The 19,740-nt window shown below is 72.1% G+C and carries 16 protein-coding genes; 9 read left to right on the top strand and 7 right to left on the bottom strand.

Annotation, left to right across the window (positions count from 1 at the left end):
* Positions 1-141: 141 nt before the first annotated feature.
* The 3 genes from gap (at position 142) to ACODT5_RS22760 (ending at position 6,739) form a co-directional block, all read left to right on the top strand.
* Positions 142-1,140 carry a type I glyceraldehyde-3-phosphate dehydrogenase gene (gap, locus tag ACODT5_RS22770; RefSeq protein WP_385384175.1) on the top strand — a complete coding sequence of 333 codons (999 nt, stop codon included), beginning with the start codon at positions 142-144 and terminating at the stop codon, positions 1,138-1,140.
* A gap of 218 nt (positions 1,141-1,358) precedes the next feature.
* Positions 1,359-5,327, top strand: coding sequence for a Pls/PosA family non-ribosomal peptide synthetase (locus ACODT5_RS22765; RefSeq protein WP_422521151.1), 3,969 nt, complete (start codon positions 1,359-1,361; stop codon positions 5,325-5,327).
* A 74-nt stretch (positions 5,328-5,401) separates the two neighbouring features.
* On the top strand, positions 5,402-6,739 hold the full coding sequence (locus ACODT5_RS22760; RefSeq protein ID WP_422521150.1) for a M1 family metallopeptidase: 1,338 nt from the start codon (positions 5,402-5,404) through the stop codon (positions 6,737-6,739).
* A gap of 9 nt (positions 6,740-6,748) precedes the next feature.
* On the opposite strand, the gene ACODT5_RS22755 is transcribed toward ACODT5_RS22760, so the two are convergent.
* The 5 genes from ACODT5_RS22755 to ACODT5_RS22735 form a co-directional block, all read right to left on the bottom strand.
* Positions 6,749-7,105 carry a magnesium transporter CorA family protein gene (locus ACODT5_RS22755; RefSeq protein WP_422521149.1) on the bottom strand — a complete coding sequence of 119 codons (357 nt, stop codon included), beginning with the start codon at positions 7,103-7,105 and terminating at the stop codon, positions 6,749-6,751.
* A gap of 578 nt (positions 7,106-7,683) precedes the next feature.
* Positions 7,684-8,187, bottom strand: coding sequence for a hypothetical protein (locus tag ACODT5_RS22750; RefSeq protein WP_422521148.1), 504 nt, complete (start codon positions 8,185-8,187; stop codon positions 7,684-7,686).
* Positions 8,178-8,609 (bottom strand): hypothetical protein, encoded by a 432-nt coding sequence (locus ACODT5_RS22745; protein WP_422521147.1) that lies wholly within the window; start codon positions 8,607-8,609, stop codon positions 8,178-8,180. Before ACODT5_RS22745 ends, ACODT5_RS22750 begins: the two co-directional genes overlap by 10 nt.
* A 48-nt stretch (positions 8,610-8,657) precedes the next feature.
* Positions 8,658-10,394: a SulP family inorganic anion transporter gene (locus tag ACODT5_RS22740; RefSeq protein ID WP_422521146.1), complete on the bottom strand. Its 1,737-nt coding sequence runs from the start codon at positions 10,392-10,394 to the stop codon at positions 8,658-8,660.
* A gap of 136 nt (positions 10,395-10,530) precedes the next feature.
* On the bottom strand, positions 10,531-11,022 hold the full coding sequence (locus tag ACODT5_RS22735; protein ID WP_422521145.1) for a DUF1269 domain-containing protein: 492 nt from the start codon (positions 11,020-11,022) through the stop codon (positions 10,531-10,533).
* A 216-nt stretch (positions 11,023-11,238) separates the two neighbouring features.
* On the opposite strand from ACODT5_RS22735, the gene ACODT5_RS22730 reads away from it, so the two are divergent.
* From ACODT5_RS22730 to ACODT5_RS22720, 3 genes are all read left to right on the top strand, one after another.
* The gene (locus tag ACODT5_RS22730) at positions 11,239-11,706 is read left to right on the top strand and encodes a DUF7144 family membrane protein (protein WP_422521144.1); all 468 of its coding nucleotides are present in this window, start codon (positions 11,239-11,241) and stop codon (positions 11,704-11,706) included.
* 86 nt (positions 11,707-11,792) lie between these two features.
* Complete coding sequence (locus ACODT5_RS22725; RefSeq protein ID WP_422521143.1) at positions 11,793-13,106, top strand: DUF1254 domain-containing protein; 1,314 nt, start codon at positions 11,793-11,795, stop codon at positions 13,104-13,106.
* A 75-nt stretch (positions 13,107-13,181) separates the two neighbouring features.
* Complete coding sequence (locus ACODT5_RS22720) at positions 13,182-13,859, top strand: GAP family protein (protein ID WP_422521142.1); 678 nt, start codon at positions 13,182-13,184, stop codon at positions 13,857-13,859.
* A gap of 82 nt (positions 13,860-13,941) precedes the next feature.
* Here ACODT5_RS22720 and ACODT5_RS22715 read toward each other — a convergent pair whose 3' ends face one another.
* On the bottom strand, positions 13,942-15,498 hold the full coding sequence (locus ACODT5_RS22715) for an aldehyde dehydrogenase family protein (RefSeq protein ID WP_422521141.1): 1,557 nt from the start codon (positions 15,496-15,498) through the stop codon (positions 13,942-13,944).
* A 278-nt stretch (positions 15,499-15,776) separates the two neighbouring features.
* Between ACODT5_RS22715 and ACODT5_RS22710 the strand changes: the two genes are divergently transcribed.
* The 3 genes from ACODT5_RS22710 (at position 15,777) to ACODT5_RS22700 (ending at position 19,000) form a co-directional block, all read left to right on the top strand.
* Positions 15,777-17,120 (top strand): OFA family MFS transporter, encoded by a 1,344-nt coding sequence (locus tag ACODT5_RS22710; RefSeq protein ID WP_422521140.1) that lies wholly within the window; start codon positions 15,777-15,779, stop codon positions 17,118-17,120.
* Positions 17,121-17,239: 119 nt separating this feature from the next.
* A complete protein-coding gene (gene frc, locus ACODT5_RS22705; protein ID WP_422525001.1) occupies positions 17,240-18,472 on the top strand; it encodes a formyl-CoA transferase in 1,233 nt (410 codons plus the stop codon).
* Positions 18,473-18,475: 3 nt separating this feature from the next.
* Positions 18,476-19,000 (top strand): beta-class carbonic anhydrase, encoded by a 525-nt coding sequence (locus ACODT5_RS22700; RefSeq protein ID WP_422521139.1) that lies wholly within the window; start codon positions 18,476-18,478, stop codon positions 18,998-19,000.
* Positions 19,001-19,042: 42 nt separating this feature from the next.
* On the opposite strand, the gene ACODT5_RS22695 is transcribed toward ACODT5_RS22700, so the two are convergent.
* Positions 19,043-19,732 carry a GntR family transcriptional regulator gene (locus ACODT5_RS22695; RefSeq protein WP_422521138.1) on the bottom strand — a complete coding sequence of 230 codons (690 nt, stop codon included), beginning with the start codon at positions 19,730-19,732 and terminating at the stop codon, positions 19,043-19,045.
* Positions 19,733-19,740: the final 8 nt, after the last annotated feature.

Below are 19,740 nucleotides of genomic sequence, written 5' to 3'. Positions count from 1 at the left end.
GGAGCAGAGCCGCCGCCGGACGGAGCCCCCGCCGACGCATGGCGCGATCCTTGCGGACCGTGGCGATCGCGCCGCTGTCGCCGGCGCCCCGGACCCGCGAGTCTGGTGACGAACCCAAGGGACAGGGAACAGGGAGACACCATGACTCGCATCGCCATCAACGGATTCGGCCGCATCGGACGCAACGTGCTCCGCGCACTGCTCGAGCGCGACAGCAAGCTCGAGGTCGTCGCGGTCAACGACCTCACCGAGCCCGCCACCCTCGCGCGGCTGCTCGCCTACGACACCACCTCCGGCCGGCTCGGCCGGCCGGTGACCGTGGACGGGGACGTCCTCGTCGTCGACGGCCGCCGCATCAAGGTGCTCGCCGAGCGCGAGCCGGCGCAGCTGCCCTGGGCCGAGCTCGGCGTGGACATCGTGCTGGAGGCCACCGGCCGCTTCGCCACCGCCAAGGCCGCCCGCGCGCACATCGACGCGGGAGCCAAGCGGGTGCTCGTCAGCGCCCCGGCGGACGGTGCCGACATCACGCTCGCGTACGGCGTGAACAGCGACTCCTACGACCCGGCCCTGCACACGATCGTCTCCAACGCCTCGTGCACGACCAACGCGCTCGCGCCGCTGGCCGCCGTGCTCGACGAACTCGCGGGCATCGAGCACGGGTTCATGACCACGGTGCACGCCTACACGCAGGAGCAGAACCTGCAGGACGGTCCGCACCGCGACCCCCGGCGCGCCCGCGCCGCCGCCGTGAACATCGTGCCGACCACGACGGGCGCCGCCAAGGCCATCGGCCTGGTCCTGCCGAACCTGGACGGCAAGCTCTCCGGCGACTCGATCCGCGTCCCCGTTCCGGTGGGCTCCATCGTCGAGCTGAACACCACCGTCGCCCGCGACGTGACCCGCGAGGACGTCCTGGCCGCCTACCGCGCCGCCGCCGAAGGGCCGCTCGCCGGAGTGCTGGAGTACTCGGACGACCCGCTCGTGTCCTCCGACATCACGGGCAACCCCGCATCGTCGATCTTCGACTCGCAGCTCACCCGCGTCGAAGGCCGCCACATCAAGGTCGTCGCCTGGTACGACAACGAGTGGGGCTTCTCGAACCGGGTCATCGACACGCTCGAACTCCTCGCGAGCCGCTGAGTCCGGCTCACGCTCACCGTGCGCGCCGCGGACCGGGTTTCCGGTCCGCGGCGCGCCGCTTCTACCGTCCCTTCCCGGCCATGCGCAAGGCTTGAACCAGAAAATCCTTGATGTCGCACTAGACTGGCGGGTTGTTTGGCGCTGGACCGGAACAACCTGGGCAGACCCGGGCTCCGCCCGGCGACCCGGAGGGTTCCGGGAACACGACGCGAGGGCCGATGGCAGCCACACCAGAGCACGGTGAAGTCACTCTGCTCGACGACGGGACCGGACTCGACGAAGGGCACGGGCCCGACGCCGGGGAGGGGCCCGGGGAGTCCGGCAAATCGGCCCTGTTCTCCGCCGGACCCGCCGCCCCGACGCGCACCCTCGTCGACGTCTTCGAGGCCTCCGTACGGGCCCACCCCGACGAGCTCGCCCTGGACGACGGGGCCACCCGGCTGACCTACCGGGCGCTCGCCGTCGAGGTGGAGCGCCGCCGCCAGGCCCTCGCGGCCGCCGGGGTGGGGCTCGGCGACCGGGTGGGCGTACGCGTCCCGTCCGGGACCAACGAGCTGTACGCGGGCATCCTGGCCGTCCTCGCGGCGGGCGCCGCCTACGTGCCCGTGGACGCCGAGGACCCGGACGAGCGGGCCGACCTGGTCTTCGGCGAGGCCGGAGTACGAGCCGTACTGGGCGCCGGCCAGCGCATCGAGGTCGCCGCGCCGGGCAAGGGCGCCGGCCCGGGCACATCCGCCCCCGCCGCCCGCCCCGCCGCCCGCCCCGGCCCCGAACACGACGCGTGGATCATCTTCACCTCCGGCTCCACCGGCAAGCCCAAGGGCGTGGCCGTCAGCCACCGCAGCGCCGCCGCCTTCGTGGACGCCGAGGCCGCGCTGTTCCTCACCGAGGAGCCGATCGGCCCCGGCGACCGGGTCATGGCCGGACTGTCCGTCGCCTTCGACGCCTCCTGCGAGGAGATGTGGCTGGCCTGGCGCTACGGCGCCTGCCTCGTCCCCGTCCCCCGCTCCCAGGTCCGCAGCGGCGCCGACCTCGGCCCCTGGCTGGCCGAGCAGGAGATCACCGTGGTCTCCACGGTGCCGACCCTGGCCGCCCTGTGGGAGCCCGAGGACCTGGGCGAGGTCCGGCTGCTCATCTTCGGCGGCGAGGCCTGCCCGCCCGAGCTCACCCAGCGCCTGGTCACCGAGGGCCGCGAGGTCTGGAACACCTACGGCCCCACCGAGGCCACCGTCGTCGCCTGCGCCTCGCTCCTGACCGGTGAGGAACCGATCCGCATCGGCCTCCCGCTCAACGGCTGGGAACTGGCCGTCGTCGACGAATCCGGCGAACCGGTCCCCATGGGCGGCAGCGGCCAGCTCGTCATCGGCGGTGTCGGCCTGGCCCGCTACCTCGACCCCGAGAAGGACGCGGAGAAGTACGCCCCGCTGGAATCCCTCGGCTGGGAGCGCGCCTACCGCAGCGGCGACCTCGTCCGCGCGGAACCCGAAGGCCTGGTCTTCCTGGGCCGCGGCGACGAACAGATCAAGCTCGGCGGCCGCCGCATCGAGCTGGGCGAGGTGGACGCCGCACTCCAGGCCCTGCCCGGGGTCGCCGGCGCCGCCGCCGCCGTCCGCACGGCACGCAGCGGCAACCAGCTCCTCGTCGGCTACCTGGTCACCCAGGACGGCTGGGACCACGCGGCGGCCGTGACCCGGCTGCGCGCCGAGCTGCCCGCAGCGCTCGTACCGCTGCTCGCGCCCGTCGAGGAGCTGCCCACCCGGACCTCCGGCAAGGTGGACCGGAACGCCCTGCCCTGGCCGCTCCCGGAACTGGAGACCAGCGGCCCCACCGAACAGCTCTACGGGACCGAGGCCTGGCTCGCCGAGCAGTGGGGCGAGACCCTGGGCGTGGCCGTCACCGGCGCCGCCGACGACTTCTTCGCGATCGGCGGCAACAGCCTCGCCGCCGCCCAGCTCACCACCCGGCTGCGCACCCGCTACCCGAGCGCGGCCGTCGTCGACATCTACCAGCAGTCCACCCTGCGCAAGCTGGCCCGGCACCTGGAGAAGTCCGCACAGGACGACGGAGCGGTCCGGACCATCGCCCCCGTGCCGCCGCGGACCAAGGTGATCCAGTCCCTGCTGCTGCTCCCGCTCTTCACCCTGGTCGGCCTGCGCTGGACGGTGGCGCTGCTCGCCCTGGGCAACGTACTGCACTGGTTCGGGCCCTATCCGTGGGCTCCGGCCGCCTCCTGGTGGCTCGTCGCCGCCGGCGCCGCACTGCTCTTCAGCCCGCCCGGCCGCCTCGCGATCGCCGCCGGCGGCGCCCGGCTGCTGCTCCGCGGGGTCAAGGCGGGGCGCCACCCGCGCGGCGGAAACGTTCACCTGCGGCTGTGGACGGCCGAACGGCTGGCCGAGTACTCCGGCGCCACCTCGCTCACCGGCTCCTGGCTGGAGCGCTACGCGCGGGCGCTCGGCGCCAAGATCGGCCCCGAGGTGGACCTGCACTCCCTGCCGCCCGTCACCGGCATGCTCAAACTCGGCCGCGGCTGCGCCGTGGAGTCCGAGGTGGACCTCTCCGGCCACTGGCTGGACGGGGACCGGCTGGAGATCGGCGCCGTGAAGGTCGGCGCGGGCGCCGTGGTCGGCACCCGCAGCATCCTCTTCCCCGGCGCCCGCGTCGGAAAGCGGGCCGAGGTGGCCCCCGGCTCCGCCGTCGTCGGCCAGATCCCGACCGGCCAGCGCTGGGCCGGAGCCCCCGCCGGGAAACTCGGCAAGGCCAAGCGGAACTGGCCCAAGGAGCGCCCGCCGCGCGGCCTGCCCTGGCGCGCCGCCTACGGGGCGGCCGGCTTCTGCCTCACCTCCCTGCCCGTGCTCGCCGCCCTGCCCGCCCTCCTCGTGGCCGGCCGCTTCGTGCCCGCCGACGCCGGACTCGGCCGGGCCCTGGCCGGAGCGCTGCTCGCCGTCGTGCCGGGGGCGCTCGCCTTCGGGTTCGCGTACGCGGCCCTGCTCCTGGTCTCCGTACGCCTCCTCAGCCTCGGGCTGCGCACGGGAGTCCATCCCACGCACAGCAGGATCGGCTGGCAGGCCTGGACGGTCACCCAGCTGATGGACCTCTCCCGGGAAACCCTCTTCCCCCTGTACGCCGGACTGATCACACCGGTGTGGCTGCGGCTGCTCGGCATGAAGATCGGCCGGGGCGCCGAGGTGTCCACCGTGCTCGCGCTGCCCAGCCTCACCACCGTCGGCGAGGGCGCCTTCCTCGCCGACGACACCCTGACCGCCCCCTACGAGCTGGGCGGCGGCTGGCTGCGGATCGGCCACTCCGAGATCGGCCGGCGGGCCTTCCTCGGCAACTCCGGGATGACCGCGCCGGGCCGTTCCGTACCGGACGACGGGCTGGTCGGCGTCCTCTCCGCCACCCCGAAGAAGGCCAAGAAGGGCAGCTCCTACCTGGGCCTGCCGCCGGTCCGGCTGCCGAGGTCGGCGGCCGACGCCGACCAGAGCCGGACGTACGATCCGCCCGCGCGGCTGCTGTGGGCGCGCGGGCTGGTGGAGCTGTGCCGGCTCGTCCCGGTGTTCTGCTCGACCGCGCTGGCCGTGGTCACCGTGGCGGCGTTCTGCGCGCTGGCCGGAGCGGACGGGCCCGGCGCGTGGGTGACCGCGCTGCTGTCCGGAGCCGTCCTGCTCGCCGCCGGGGTGGCCGCGTGCGTGGTCGCGACGGCCGCGAAGTGGCTGCTGGTGGGCCGCCACCGGGTGGGCGAGCACCCGCTGTGGAGCGGCTTCGTGTGGCGCAACGAACTGGCCGACACCTTCGTCGAGGTGCTGGCCGTGCCCTGGCTGGTCGGCTCGGTGCCCGGCACGCCGGTGCTGTCCCTGTGGCTGCGCGGACTGGGCGCCCGGATCGGCCGCGGCGTGTGGTGCGAGAGCTACTGGCTGCCCGAGACCGACCTGGTCACCCTGGGTGACGCGGTCAGCGTGAACCGGGGCTGCGTGTTGCAGACGCACCTCTTCCACGACCGGATCTTGAGGACGGATACTGTGGTCCTCCGTGAGGGCGCCACCCTGGGCCCGGGTGGAATCGTCCTGCCCGGGAGCACGGTCGGGGCCCGCAGCACACTGGGTCCGGCCTCCCTCGTGATGGCCGGGGAATCCGTTCCCGCCGACACCCGCTGGCTGGGCAACCCGATCGAGGCGTGGCGGTCCTGAAGAGCGGGTCCCACCGGACCGGCCCGGCACCACCAGCACGTCGTACGAGCACAACGCAGGGAGCGGAAGCGTCAGTGAACGGCCAGAAGACAGCGGCATCGGACCCGTACTTTCCGGCCAACGGCGACCCCCGTTACCGCGTGCACCGGTACGAACTCGCTCTGGAGTACCGTCCCGGCCCCAACCGGCTCGCCGGGACGGCCCGGCTCAGCGCCATCGCCGGGCGGGCGCCGCTCACCGAGTTCCACCTCAACCTGGCCGAGTTCAAAATAGGCCGCGTCCTCGTCAACGGCCGGGCGCCGCACTACAGCCACCGGGGCGGCAAACTCCGCATCCGGCCGCCCAAGCCGCTGCCCGCCGGCGCCGCCTTCACCGTGGAGGTGCACTGGGCGGGCAACCCCACCCCGGTGCGCAGCCCCTGGGGCGGCCTCGGCTGGGAGGAACTGACCGACGGAGCGCTGGTGGCCAGCCAGCCGGTCGGCGCTCCCTCCTGGTACCCGTGCAACGACCGGCCCGCGGACAAGGCCTCGTACCAGATCTCGGTCAACACCCCTTCCGCCTACACCGTCGTGGCCGGCGGCCGGCTGCTCACCCGGACCACCCGGGCCTCCACCACCACCTGGGTGTACGAGCAGCCCGCGCCGACCTCCAGCTACCTGGTCGGCCTGTCCATCGGCATGTACCAGACGGTGCTGCTCGGCGACCCCGGGCTCGGCGGCGTCCCGCAGAGCGCCCACGTACCGGCGCACCTGCTGCCCCGCTTCTCCCGCGACTTCGCGCGGCAGCCCGCCATGATGACGCTGTTCGAGGAGCTGTTCGGCCCCTACCCCTTCGGCGAGTACGTGGTCGTCGTCGCCGACGAGGAACTGGACGTGCCGGTGGAGGCCCAGGGGCTCTCCCTGTTCGGCGCCAACCACGTGGACGGCGTACGCGGCTCCGAGCGGCTCATCGCCCACGAGCTCGCGCACCAGTGGTTCGGCAACAGCGTGACCATCGCCGACTGGCGGCACATCTGGCTCAACGAGGGCTTCGCGAAGTACGCGGAATGGCTCTGGTCGGAGCGCTCCGGCGGCCGCACCGCGCACGAACTGGCGGCCGCCGCACACCGCTTGCTGTCCGGGCAGCCGCAGGACCTCCTGCTGGCCGACCCGGGACGCAAGCTGATGTTCGACGACCGCCTCTACCAGCGCGGCGGCCTCGCCGTGCACGCGATCCGCTGCGCACTGGGCGACGGCCCGTTCTTCCGCATGCTGCGGGAGTGGGCCACCGTGCACCGCCACGGCGTGGTCACCACGGCCGGCTTCACCGCGCACGCGTCGCGCTACGCGCTCGAACCGCTCGACGACCTCTTCACGGCCTGGCTGTCCGAGCCGGCCCTCCCGCCCCTGCCGGCGACGGCCGCGGGAACCTAGGGCCGTCTCCTAGAGCCAGCCCTTCTTCTTGACGAAGACGAAGGTGCCCAGGGACGCGGCGAGGACGGTGCCGAGGAGGACCGGCAGGGCGAAGAAGTTGTCGAAGCCGTACTCGTTGAGGTGCTCGAAGTTGGCACCCGGGATCGCGGCGAAGGTGGACGGGATGACGAACATGAGGGTGAGCGCCGTCAGCTTCCGGTTCTCCACGGTGGACTTGACCTGATCTTCCGTCAGGGCGTTCAGGCGGTCCATGTCCCGGTTGAAATCGCGCAGTTCGTCGCGGATCTCGTGCAGGACGGCCAGGGCCCGGTCCTGCTCCTCGGTGGTCGCGGTCGTGGTGGCGATGGCGCTGGTGTTGATGGTCATGACAGTGCTTCCTTCTGTGGAAAGGGAAGAGGGCGTGGCGGTCCGCGAGACGTCGCGCGGACCGGACAGGGCGGCCTGTGGACGCCCTGGAAAAGGGTGGTGGAGGAGCCCGGAGCATGCCGGACGAGCCCGCCGGAAGGGCTGGGCGCGGGGTTGCCGGAACGGGCCGGAGAAGGGCGGGCGGCTGGGCGGCGAGCGCCGGCGGGCCGCCGGGGGTGGAGAGGGCTCTGGCTACGCGGAGATGCGGCTCAGAGCGCGGCGGAGGACGAGGCGACGCGGCGCGGGTGGTTCAGTGGACTCGGACTGTGATCCATGGGGCGATCGCCTCCTCTCGGCAGGGCGTACGGCATACGCGGTCGCGGCCATCGGCCATCGAACGGGCGAGCGCAGTGCACTCACGGGCGGCGACACCTCAACGCTAACAGCAGCTCAGGGGCCCAATCCGGGCCTTTGGTCCCACCGGGCGGGCCGAAGGTCCCTTCGGCGGGAACGCGGAACGCCCCGCCCGGCCCGCCGCGGCCGGGTCGGAATCCGGGGCGCGGGGGCCGGGCGGGGCGTGCGGCGTGCGGTCGGCGCGGTCAGTACCTGAGCGCGGTGCCGACGCCGGCACGCACTTCGCCCGAGAGCTTGTGGGTGCTGCGCGCGGTCCCGTCCTTGGACTGGCCGGCGGGCACGTCGGAGACGGTGACGACCACCGTGTCCAGCGGATTGCCGGAGGCGTCCTTGTAGTCGACCTGGACGGCGAAGGACTTCGTCGATCCGTCGGTGTTGCGGGCCGTGACGGTCACGGCGGACAGCCCGTCTCCGTCGGTGGCGACGCTGCCGAGCGTCACCGCGTCCTTGGCGTCGACCCCGTCCTTGACCTCGTCCAGCTGCTTTTTCGCCGCCGTGGTGGCCGAGTCGACCGCGTCGGCGGCCTGCGACTGGACGGAGGCGGCGGCCGAGGCCGCCTTGGACACCCCGGTCGACACGTCGCCGCCGGAGTCGGAGCAGCCGGCCGTCGTGGCGAGCACCGCCACCGCGAGCAGGGCGCCGCAGGCGCCGCGGATCGCCTTCCTGTGGTGCGCGGGGGTCAGGGGCATGTGACGCCGACCGAGGCCGCGACGAGGGTCTCGTCGAACTTCTGGATCTGGGGCTTCAGCTGGGTCACGGCCTGGGAACCGGTGGTGTCGCCCGGCAGGTCCCCGAAGCCGGACTTGAGGTCGCCCACGGCGGATCCCACTGCCGACCTCTTCGCGGATTCCAGGTCCTTGAGGGAAGAGGAGACGCTGTCCCAGTCCTTCTGGATCGCGTCGACGGCGTCCTTGACCTGGTCCTTCGTAGCGGAAGCCGGGTCCAGCGCCGCCAGTTCGGCCTGGTCCGCCTTCAGGGTGGAGAGGCCGGTGCAGAGCTCCGAGGCGGCCTGGGTCGCCTGCGCCTTGGGGCTCGGGTCGTCCGAGGAACAGGACGTGAGGAACAGGGCCGCGGCCGCGCCCAGGGCCGCGGTGATCGGGAGACGCTTCATGGAAATCCTTCCCATTTCGGAACTTCTGGATAAAACCTGACATACAAACTAATGGGCTGCATCCGGGGGCAGTTCGGTCCGCCGGGCCTGCGCCGCCGACCGTGCCGCCGATACCGCCTCGTCGACGGTCTGGTGGACCCCGGCGCCGCCCAGGTGATCGCCGAGCGGGTGGCGGGCCAGTTCCCCGGCGGCCGGTGAACGCATCCGGGCCAGGTGCAGGGCGACGCCCTGCCGGTCGAGTTCCTCGCGGAGCTCCTCGAGGGTGTCCAGGACGGGAACGCCGAGCTGGAAGCAGGCGGTCAGGTCCAGGACGACGGCCCGGGGGGCCGCCGGAGCGGCCCGCAGCCGCTCCAGCACTTCGAGCCGTACCCGGTTGACGTTGCCGAAGAAGAGGCTGCCGTCGGGGCGTACGACCAGGACGGCGGGGTCGGTGGCGGCGTTCTCGTGGCCGGCGGCGTCTCCGTACAGCCGGGTCCCGGGCAGTCGGCCGAGGACGGCCACGTTGCGCCGGCTGGCGGCGGAGACGAACAGTGCGAGGGAGAGCGCGACGGCGAGCAGCAGTCCGGGCAGCAGGTCGAAGAGGAGCACGCCGAACAGGGCGGTGAGCGCGACCCAGAGGCTGCGCCGGTCCAGGCGGAAGTAGCGGCGCAGTTCGCCGACCCGCAGGAAGCCGCGTACGGCGAAGATGACGATCGCGCCCAGGACCGGCTCGGGCAGGTCGGTGAAGAGCGGGGTGAGGAAGGCGCCGGTCAGCAGGATCAGCCCCGCCGCGATCAGCGAGACCATCGGGGTCCGGCCGCCCGCTCCGGCCGCGGCCGCGCTGCGCGAGGCGCTGCCGGAGACGACGAAGCCGCGGAAGAGCCCGACGGCGATGTTGCTGAAGCCGATGGCGGCCATCTCCCGGTTGGCGTCCACCTCCTGCCCGTGTTCCCGGGCGAAGCGGTTCGCGATGCTGAAGGCCTCGGCGAAGACCACCAGGGCCACGCCCAGGGCCCCGCCGAACAGTGCGATCCAGTCGGCGGCCGGGATCCCCGGCAGGTGGGGGACCGGCACGGCCGAGGGGATGTGGCCGACGGTCTCGACGCCGTGGCTTTCGAGGTCGAGGGCCGCCGACAGCACGAGGGCCGCCACCAGGACGATCAGGGAGGCGGGCAGGCGCGGGAGGAAGCGCTCCAGCAGGAACAGCAGGGCGAGCGCTCCCGCCCCGACGGCCAGGGTGACCAGGGACCAGTGGGGGGCTCCGGACAGGACGGTCCAGGCCCGCTCGAAGAAGTTGCCGTCACCGCCCGGCACTCCGACGAGCTTCGCGGCCTGCCGGACGACGATGGTCAGGGCCATGCCGAACAGGAAGCCCAGCAGGGCCGGTTCGGCGAGGAAGTTGGTCAGGAACCCGAGCCGGGCCAGCCCGGCCGCCAGCAGCACCGCGCCCACGATCACCGCGAGGGCGGCCGACAGCCCGACGGCGTCCTCGGGGGCGGGACTCACGGCCGAGACGGTGGCGGCCGACAGGACGGCCGCCGCCGAGGTGGCGCCGATGAGCAGGAAGTTGGACCGGCCCAGCAACGCGTACACGAGGAGGGCCACCGGGGCCGCGTAGAACGCGTTCTGCGGGGGGACCCCCGCGATCTGCGCGTAGGCGACGCACTCCGGCACGATCAGCGCCCACGCGGTGAGGGCGCCCAGCGTGTCCCCGCGGAGCCATCTGCCGCGGTAGTGGCGCAGCCAGGGGGCCACGGAGCTCGCCGCGGCCTTGTCGTGTGTTCCTGCCGTCCGCGGAACGCTCACCGCTCGGGCCCCTTCCTCAGCTCGGCGAAGACGCCGCACACGGCGGCGGTCGGCGGGACGTGCGCGCCGCCGCGGCCCGGAGCCGGGGGAGGAGACCCACCGGTCCGGGCCGCGGTGTCGTGTCGACGGGTGGTTCTCAGGCCGCGAAGACCTCGCGGAGCTGCTGCTCCTGCGCGCCGGAGAGGTTGGAGCGGACCAGCTGCGCCTGCCCGCCGGGGAAGGCGCCCCGGACCCGCTCGACCACGGCGTCGGAGGAGAGCAGGAACAGGGCGGAAGTTCCGGGCTTCACCTCGGACTTCACCTCGTCGATGAACTGGTCGTCGATGCCGACGTCGGACAGCGATCCACCGATGGCCCCGGCCGCGGCGCCCACGGCGGCGCCGAGCAGCGGCACGAAGAACAGGAGCCCGAAGAGCATCCCCCAGAAGGTGCCGGACAGTGCGCCGGCCCCCGTGAGGCTGTTCAGCTGCTGGGTCTTCGGCTTCTTCGCGTCTTCGTGCCAGGTGACGACCGCGGCGTCGTGCACCTGTATGAGCTGTTCCTTCTGCAGGGCGAGAAGGGCGGACTCCGCCTGCTGGGCCCCCTCGGGAGTGGGGAACTTCCAGACGGTGAGAGTGGTGGATGCCACGTAACGCTCCAGTTCCTGGACGGTGTTGCCGGCGTCCAGTACAACCCACAATCCGACAATTCACCACAATTAGCATAATCGTGACTCTATGTCATCTGCCGGTCCGTCAGCGTCATTCGCCCGTTCGGCCGTACTCGGCTGTTCGGCCGAGCGGATCCGCACCCAGGGTGGGGAGGGTGCGGCGCACCGAGGCCCCGCACGACGAAGGAGTTCCCCATGGCACAGACCACATCCCCGACGGGTACCCCGAAGCACGCCTCACCCGCAGGCACCGGAGCCCCGGTGGGCACCGGGAGCGCCTGGGCCGCGGGCGGTGCGATGTTCGCGGGAGTCGTCCTCCTGGTGGACGGAGTCATAGCCGTCCTCAAGGGCATCTCCGGCATCGCGAACGACGACGCCTACGCCCGGCTCGGCGACTACGTCTACAAGTTCGACACCGCGGCCTGGGGCTGGATCCACCTGCTTCTCGGCCTCGTTCTCGCCTTCGTCGGCTGGGGGATCCTCAAGAGCGCCCCGTGGGCCCGGGCCACGGGCGTGGTCCTGGCCGGCCTCAGCATCGTCGTCAACTTCATGTGGCTGCCCTACGCCCCGATGTGGGCCCTCGTCTCCATCGCCCTCGGGGTCTTCGTGATCTGGTCCCTGTGCACCGCCGCCCCATCCGGCACGCGGAGCTCCGCCTCCTGACCCCTCTGACCCCTCTGGTCCCTCGATCCCTCTGACCACGCAGATCCCCAGATCCCCAGATCCCCTTTCCGAAGGAGCCGGCCCGCATGGAGAACCCCTCGCCCGACACCGCACGCGACATCGCGACGGAGGCATGGATCTGGGGATACCCCCTCCTGGAGAACTACCGCACGATGTACCCGCAGGCCGTCGACCGTGCCGACCCCAGGTCCGTAGGAGGATTCGGCCGCTTCCGGCACTACTGCGAGCCCTTCACCCCGGCCAACACCGACGTGGTCACCCCCAACAACGACACCCCGTACTCCTGGGCCTGGCTCGACCTGCGCGCCGAGCCCTGGGTGGTGTCCGTACCGGCGGTCGACCGCTACTACGTCCTGCCCTTCCACGACCTCGACACCTCCTACGTCGGCTACATCGGCTCCCGCACCACCGGACAGGACGCCGGGGATCACCTCGTCGCGGGCCCGGGATACACGGGCGCGGTACCCGACGGCCTGGCCGGGGTCCTGCGTGCCGACACCGAGCTCGTCGGGGTCGTCGGCCGCACCTACTTGGCCGGGCCCGAAGACGTCGGGACCCTGCGGGCGATCCAGCGGCAGTACCGGCTGCGCCCGCTCTCCGCGTTCCTCGGCCGGCCCGCGCCGGCGCCCGCGCCGGAACCCGCCTGGCCGGTCTGGCGGGAAGAGGCCCTGGACAGCGCCGAGTTCTTCACCTTCCTCGACTTCCTCCTGCGCTTCTTCCCCGTCCTCGACGCCGAGCGCGCCCTGCGCGAGCGGTTGGCCTCGCTCGGGGTCGACGGCTCGGGGACCTTCGATCCGGCCGCGCTCGACCCGGTCGTACGGTCCGGCATCGAACAGGGCATCGCACGGGCGCGCGCCCTGCTGGAGGAGGCGAAGAAGGACGCGGCCGATTCCACGGGCTGGTTCGGCACCCGCGCCGAGCACGGAGCCGACTACCTGACGCGCGCCGTCGGCGTGGACAAGGGCCTCTACGGGCTGCCGTCCGCCGAAGCCTGGTACGCGGGCTGGCTCCAGGACGACCGGGGAAACCGGCCCCCGGACGCGTCCGTGCACGACTACACCATCCGCTTCCCCGCAGGCGGGCTGCCGCCCGCCCGCTTCTTCTGGTCGGCCACCATGTACGGGCTCCCCGGCCGGCTCCTGGTGGCCAACGGGGTCGGCCGCTACTCGATCGGCGACCGCACCCCCGGGCTGGTGTACGACGAGGACGGCGGCCTGACCCTGCACGTGCGGACCCGCGCACCGCGTGACCCGAAGGAGGCGGCGAACTGGCTCCCGGCTCCCGAGGGCCCTTTCAGCGTGGCCATCCGCGTATACGGTCCGGAACCCGCCATTCTGGACCGCACCTGGACCATGCCGAAGCTCTCCGTACGCGACTGAAGGCCGAGGGAACCCCCGTGACGGAACCCGACCGCACCACGATCCGGCGCCGGATCCCGCCCGTGGAGGTGGCCCGTGGGTGAAGCCATCAGCCAGATGCTCGGCTCCGCGGTCGGCATCGCCATCAGCCCGCTCCCGCTGATCGCGGTGATCCTCATGCTTGCCACCCCGCGGGGGCGGACCAACGGCACCGCCTTCGCCGTCGGCTGGGTCGTCTCCCTCGCCGCCCTGGTGACCGTGGTCGTCCTGGCCGGCTCGGGCGCGGGCGCGGCCGGAGAGGGAGAACCGGCGAAGTGGACGCTGTGGCTCAAGCTGGCACTCGGCGTGCTCTTCCTGTTGATGGGCTTCAAGCAGTTCAAGGGCCGTCCGCGCGAGGGGCGGGAGTCCCCGCCGCCGGCCTGGATGAAGGCCATCGACCACTTCACCCCGGGCAAGTCCGCCGGTCTCGCGGCCGCGCTCGCCGTCGCCAACCCGAAGAACCTCGTCCTCGCCCTGGGCGGCGCCGTGTCCATCGCGTCCAGCGGCGCCGGAACAGGGGGCAAGGCGGTCGCGGCGGCGCTGATGGTGCTGATCGCCTCGCTGTGCGTCCTGCTGCCGCTGGCCGTCTACCTCTTCGGCGGACAGCGGTCGGCGGACACCCTGGCGGGGTGGAAGGCGTGGATGAACCGCCACAACTCCGCGATCATGACCATCGTCCTGTGGGTCCTCGGAGCCAAGTACGTCGGCGACGCGATCGCCGGTCTCAGCACCTGAGGCGGACGCCAGGACGGGGCGAGGACCCCCGGCGGGCGGCGCCCCGGAATGCGGGGGCGCCGCCGGCTCGGTTCGGCTCAGGTCAGGGCATGAGGTGGTGGTCGGGGAAGTTGCCCGGCAGCCGCTCGCCCGCCGGTCCCTGGGTCACCGCGCGGACCAGGAGGTCCCCGCCCACGAACGCGCCGCGCCAGGAGGCGCCGAAGCCGCCGAAGAGTTCGTCGCGGTCCCCGCGGGAGCGGGGCGTGCCGTGGCCGACCTTGAACGCGCGGATCTGGGGCGCCAGCCGGTCGTACGTCGCCCTGTCGTCCGTCGACAGGGTGGCGACGAGCGCGCCGTTCGAGGCGTTCATGGCGGCGAGCAGCTCGGCCTCGGTGTCGACCAGGACGATGGTGTCCACCGGGCCGAAGGGCTCCGCGTGGTGCAGCGGTGAGGACGGGGGAGGGCCCAGGAGCGTGACCGGCTGGACGTACGCCGAGGTGTCCTGGCCGGGCAGGAACCGGGCGTCGGCGAGCCGGCCGCGGTGCAGCGGGACGGCGCCCCGGTCGATCGCCTCGGCCACCTGGTCGTGCAGGTCCTTGGCCTTGGCCGCGTTGATCACCGGGCCGAAGTCCAGCTCCGGGTACGGGTCGTCGGGGTGCTCGACCGCGAGCGGATGGCCGATGCGCAGCGTGCGGGCGGCGGGCAGGTAGGCCGTCAGGAACTCGTCGAACAGGGAGCGCTGGACGACGAAGCGAGGGTAGGCCGTGCAGCGCTGCTTGCCGTAGTCGAAGAGCTTGGGGACGACCTTGGCCAGGGCGTCCCAGTCGGTGTGGTTCCAGATGCCCCAGGTGTTCAGGCCCTCCTGTTCCAGGATGTGCCGCTTGCCGAGGTCGGCGACCGCGGTGGCCACCGCGGCGCCCGTGTCGCGGCCGCCGACGAAGGAGACGCAGCCGATCTCGGGCGCGCGGACGAGGGCCTCGGACAGCTCGCGTCCGCTGCCGCTGACGAGGGTGACGGGAATCCCCTCGCGGGCGGCGAGCGCGCAGGCCAGGGTGAGACAGGCGACGCCGCCGTCCGTCGGGGTCTTGGCGACGACCGCGTTGCCCGCCAGCGCCTGTACGAGCACGGCGTGCACGAGCACGCTCATCGGGTAGTTCCAGCTGGCGATGTTGGAGACGGGTCCGTCGAGCGGGGACCGGCCCGCCACCATGGGCTCGATGCCGTCTACGTACCAGCGCACCCCGTCGATGGCCCGGTCGACGTCGGCGAGCGCGAGCCGCCACGGTTTGCCGATCTCCCAGACCAGCAGGAGCGCCAGCAGCTCGCGGTGCTGGGCCAGTGCGTCGAGGGTGGCCGCGACGCGGGACCGGCGCTCCGCGAGCGGCACGTGGCGCCAGGCGCGGTGCTGGTCGAGCGAGGCGCGTACGGCGTGGCGCGCCGTGGCGCCGTCCAGGCGCGGCGGGCCCGCGATGGGGCCGCCGTCGACGGGGCTGGTGGCGGGCAGGGCCAGGCCGTCCGCCTGCCAGGCGGAGCCCCAGAGGTTCAGGACGCGGTCGTCCCGGAACGCCTCGGGCGCGACCCGGAGGCAGCGCTGCCAGGCCTCGGCCCAGGTCGTACCGGATTTCACGACGAGGTGGGCGGGATTGAGGGTGCTAGCCATTCGGTCTCTCCGCTCTCGGTGCACGGTCGGGGCGGGGCGCCGGCCTCAAGTCTCCTTTCGTTAAAAGTTGTTGCACGCCCCCTGGACATCACCCATGGGATACGGGATAACAATCCTTCATACAGTATTCGTCGACTGTATGCAATGTACAGATGCCGGGTGGCGGGAGCCGGGAGGCGGGTTCATGAGCTGAGTCCACGCAGGGCCGCGAGCGCACGAAAAGGCATGGGGCAGGGGGCGCTGTCCAGATCCTTCGAACGCAAGGGGTGCTTGAACACATGACAACCACCGACTACGCAACGCCCGCCGCCTACAGGGAGGTGACGGACGCCGGAGGCCGCCTGTACCGCATCGGGGAAACCGACCGCGACATCATGGGGCGTCCGCGCTGGACGATGGTGCTCTTCCCGTGGATGGGCATGCTGGGCATCAGTTCCTCGGAGTACGCGTTCACCGCCGCCGAGGACACGCTGAGCGAGGCCCATCTCTGGTCGAGCGGACACATCTTCTGGCTGATGGGCGTCTGGATCTTCTTCCAGGCCGCCGTCGCCTTCCCCGCCGGCCAACTGCGCGAGAGCGGAAGGCTGCCCGCGCGGTACGCCATGATGCTGGGCGCGCTCGGCACGGTGCTGGGCTACCTCTCCCTCGCGTTCGCGCCGCACGTGATCGTGGCCTACATCGGGTTCGGCATGTTCAGCGGCATCGGGGCCGGCCTGGTCTACGCGACCTGCGTGAACATGGTCGGCAAGTGGTACCCGGAACGAAAGGGCGGCAAGACCGGTCTGGTCAACGGCGGATTCGCCTACGGCTCGGTGCCGTTCGTCTTCCTGTTCACCTCGGTCCTGGACCTCGACAACTACCGGGTGCTCTTCACCTGCGTGGGCTTCGGCCTGTGCGCGCTGGTGGCGGCGGCGGGCTGGTTCTTCAAGGACCCGCCCAAGGGCTGGTGGCCCGCCGACGTGGACCCGCTGAAGGTGTCCGAGGACCCGCGGATCCGGCGCGCCCTGGCGGTCAACCCGCCGGCGGCGAAGCAGTACACGCCGAGGGAGGCGGCCCGCACGCCGCTGCTGTGGATGATGTGGTTCTGCCTGCTCTGCACGGCCGGCATCAACATCTTCGGCATCGCCTTCCAGGTGCCGTTCGGCAAGGACATGGGCTTCGCGGGAGGCATCGTCGCCACGGCGATGTCGCTGAAGGCCATCGTGAACGGCACGGGCCGCGGGGTGATCGGGTGGATATCCGACCGCTACGGCAGACGCAACACGCTGATCATCGTCTGCCTGGTGCTGGGGTCCGCCCAGTTCGGGGTGCTGGTGTCGGGGTCCATGGGCAGCATGCCGTTCTTCCTGTTCTGCTCGATGGTCTCCGGATTCGGCGGCGGGGCGATCTTCCCGCTCTTCGCCGCGATGACCGCCGACTACTTCGGCGAGAACAACAACGCCTCCAACTACGGGGTCGTCTACAGCTCGAAGCTGATCTCGGGCCTGGTGGGCTCCGGCATGGGCGCGGTGGTGGTCGGGGCCTGGGGCTACGAAGGAGCCTTCGTGATCGCCGGGTGCGTCGGGCTGATGTCGGCCGTACTGGCGGTGTTCCTCAAGTCCCCGCACCGGACCGGGGGATGACCTGAGGCCCGGTCCTGACGCCGAGGCCGGCGTCAGGACCGGGCCCGTACCGCCGATGACGTACAAGCGACGACGTACAGCCGACGACGTACAAGCGACGACGTACAACCGAGGTGGCGATCATGAAGAAGGCCCTTGAAGGCGTCCGCGTCCTGGACATGACGCACGTGCAGTCCGGCCCCTCCGCAACCCAGATCCTCGCGTGGCTCGGAGCCGACGTGGTCAAGGTCGAGCCGCCGGGCGGGGACATCACCCGGCGCCAGCTGCGCGATCTCCCGGACGTGGACAGCCTCTACTTCACGATGCTCAACAGCAACAAGCGCAGCGTCACCCTGAACGCCAAGACCCCGCGCGGGAAGGAGATCCTGACCGAGATGATCAGGCGCTCCGACGTCATGGTCGAGAACTTCGGGCCGGGCGCCGTCGACCGGATGGGCTTCACCTGGGACCGCATCCGCGCGATCAATCCGCGCATCGTGTACGCCTCCATCAAGGGCTTCGGCGAAGGCCCGTACACCGACTACAAGGCGTACGAGGTGGTCGCCCAGGCCATGGGCGGCTCGATGTCCACCACCGGGTTCGAGGACGGGCCACCGCTCGCCACCGGTGCGCAGATCGGCGACTCCGGCACCGGAATGCACGCCGTAGCCGGCATCCTCGCCGCCCTCCTCCAGCGCACGCACACCGGCCGCGGCCAGCGGGTCAACGTGGCCATGCAGCACGCCGTGCTCAACCTCTGCCGGGTGAAGCTGCGCGACCAGCAGCGGCTCGCGCACGGGCCGCTCGCGGAGTTCCCCAACGAGGACTTCGGCGACGCGGTGCCGCGCTCGGGCAACGCGAGCGGGGGAGGGCAGCCCGGGTGGGCGGTCCGGTGTGCGCCGGGAGGGCCGAACGACTACGTGTACGTGATCGTCCAGCCCGCCGGCTGGGAGCCGATCAGCGAGCTCATCGGCAGGCCGGAGCTGTCCGGGGACCCCGAATGGGCCACGCCCGAGGTCCGGCTGCCCAAGCTCGGCAAGATGTTCCAGCTCATCGAGGAGTGGACGAGCACGCTCCCCAAGATGCGGGTGCTGGAGGCGCTCAACGCCCACGGCATCCCCTGCGGGCCGGTCCTGTCCACCAAGGAGATCATCGAGGACGCCTCGCTCATCGCCAACGAGATCGTCGTCGAGGTCGCGCACCCCGAGCGCGGTTCGTACGTGACGGTCGGCAGTCCGCTGAAGCTGTCCGACTCCCCGGTGAAGGTGGAGCGGTCCCCGCTGCTGGGCGAGCACAACGAGGAGGTCTACCTCCGGGAGCTGGGCCTCTCTCCGGAGGAGCTGCCGCTGCTCAAGAGCCAGGGGGTGATCTGACCGATGGCCGCCGCCCCGCAGACCCCCGACACCGGGACGGTCACCGACCGGCTCGTGGAGTCCAACCGTGCGTACGCCGCCCGGTTCGCCGACCCCGGCATGGGCGCCCGACCGGTCCTGGGCGTCGCCGTGGTGTCCTGCATGGACGCCCGGATCGACCTGCACGCCGCGCTGGGCCTGGAGCTCGGCGACTGCCACACCATCCGCAACGCGGGCGGAGTGGTCACCGACGATACGATCCGCTCCCTGACGATCAGCCAACGCGCCCTCGGCACCCGCAGCATCGTCCTCATCCACCACACCGGCTGCGGTCTGCAGAGCCTGACCGAGGACTTCCGGCTCGACCTCGAGGCCGAGGTCGGCCAGCGGCCCGCGTGGGCCGTCGACGCCTTCCGGGACGTGGACCAGAACGTACGGCAGTCGATGCGGCGGGTGCGCAGCTCCCCGTTCCTGCCCCGCACCGACGATGTACGGGGCTTCGTCTTCGACGTGGAGACGGGCCTGCTGCGGGAGGTGGCCCCGGACTAGGCCGACGACCGACGACCTGGGGCGGCGCGGAATGCCGGTGCCTCAGCCCTGGGCGGCCCGGGCGGCGAGCTGCTTGCCGTAGAAGCCGGTGGTGCGCTCGGTGTGCTTGCGCATGACTTCGCTCGCCCGCTCCGCGTCCCCCGCGGCGATCGCCTTGATGAGCTGGGCGTGCTCGTTCCAGGCCTCCTTGCCGCGGGGCTGCGCGATGGGGGCGTAGTACCAGCGCACCTTCTGGCTGACCACCGAGATCAGCTCGGCGAGCACGGCGTTGCCGCCCATCGCGGTGATCGCGGCGTGCAGTGCCGTGTTGGCCGCGACCAGGCGGGCGACATCGCCCTGGGCGAGCGCCTCGACACCCTCGCGCTGCAACTCCCGGAGCCCTTCCACGTCTTCGGGCTTCGCGTTCTCGGCGGCGAGCCGGGCCGAGTAGGTCTCCAGTACGGCGCGGACGCTGAGGAGCTGGACGGCCTCCTCGTCGGTGGGGGAGTGGACGAAGGCTCCCTGGGCGGGGCGGAGGTCGACCCAGCCGTCGGTCTGCAGCCGTTGCAGGGCCTCGCGGACCGGCTGCCGGCTGACGCCCAGCACCTCGGCGAGTTCGGCCTCGACGAGGTGCTGGCCGGGCTTGAGGGAGCCGCTGACGATCAGCTCGGTCAGCGCCTCGTAGACGGCCTGGCGCAGGGGTGCCGGGCGGGTGACCCGCAGGGAGGCGGCGGCCGTGAGTGCCTCGCGCATGATTGCCC

It is taken from the genome of Streptomyces tatrensis, from assembly GCF_049310065.1.
Classification (GTDB): Bacteria; Actinomycetota; Actinomycetes; order Streptomycetales; family Streptomycetaceae; genus Streptomyces.
Note: the sequence above shows the minus strand (reverse complement) of the source record. Positions and strands in the feature narration are given on the sequence as shown.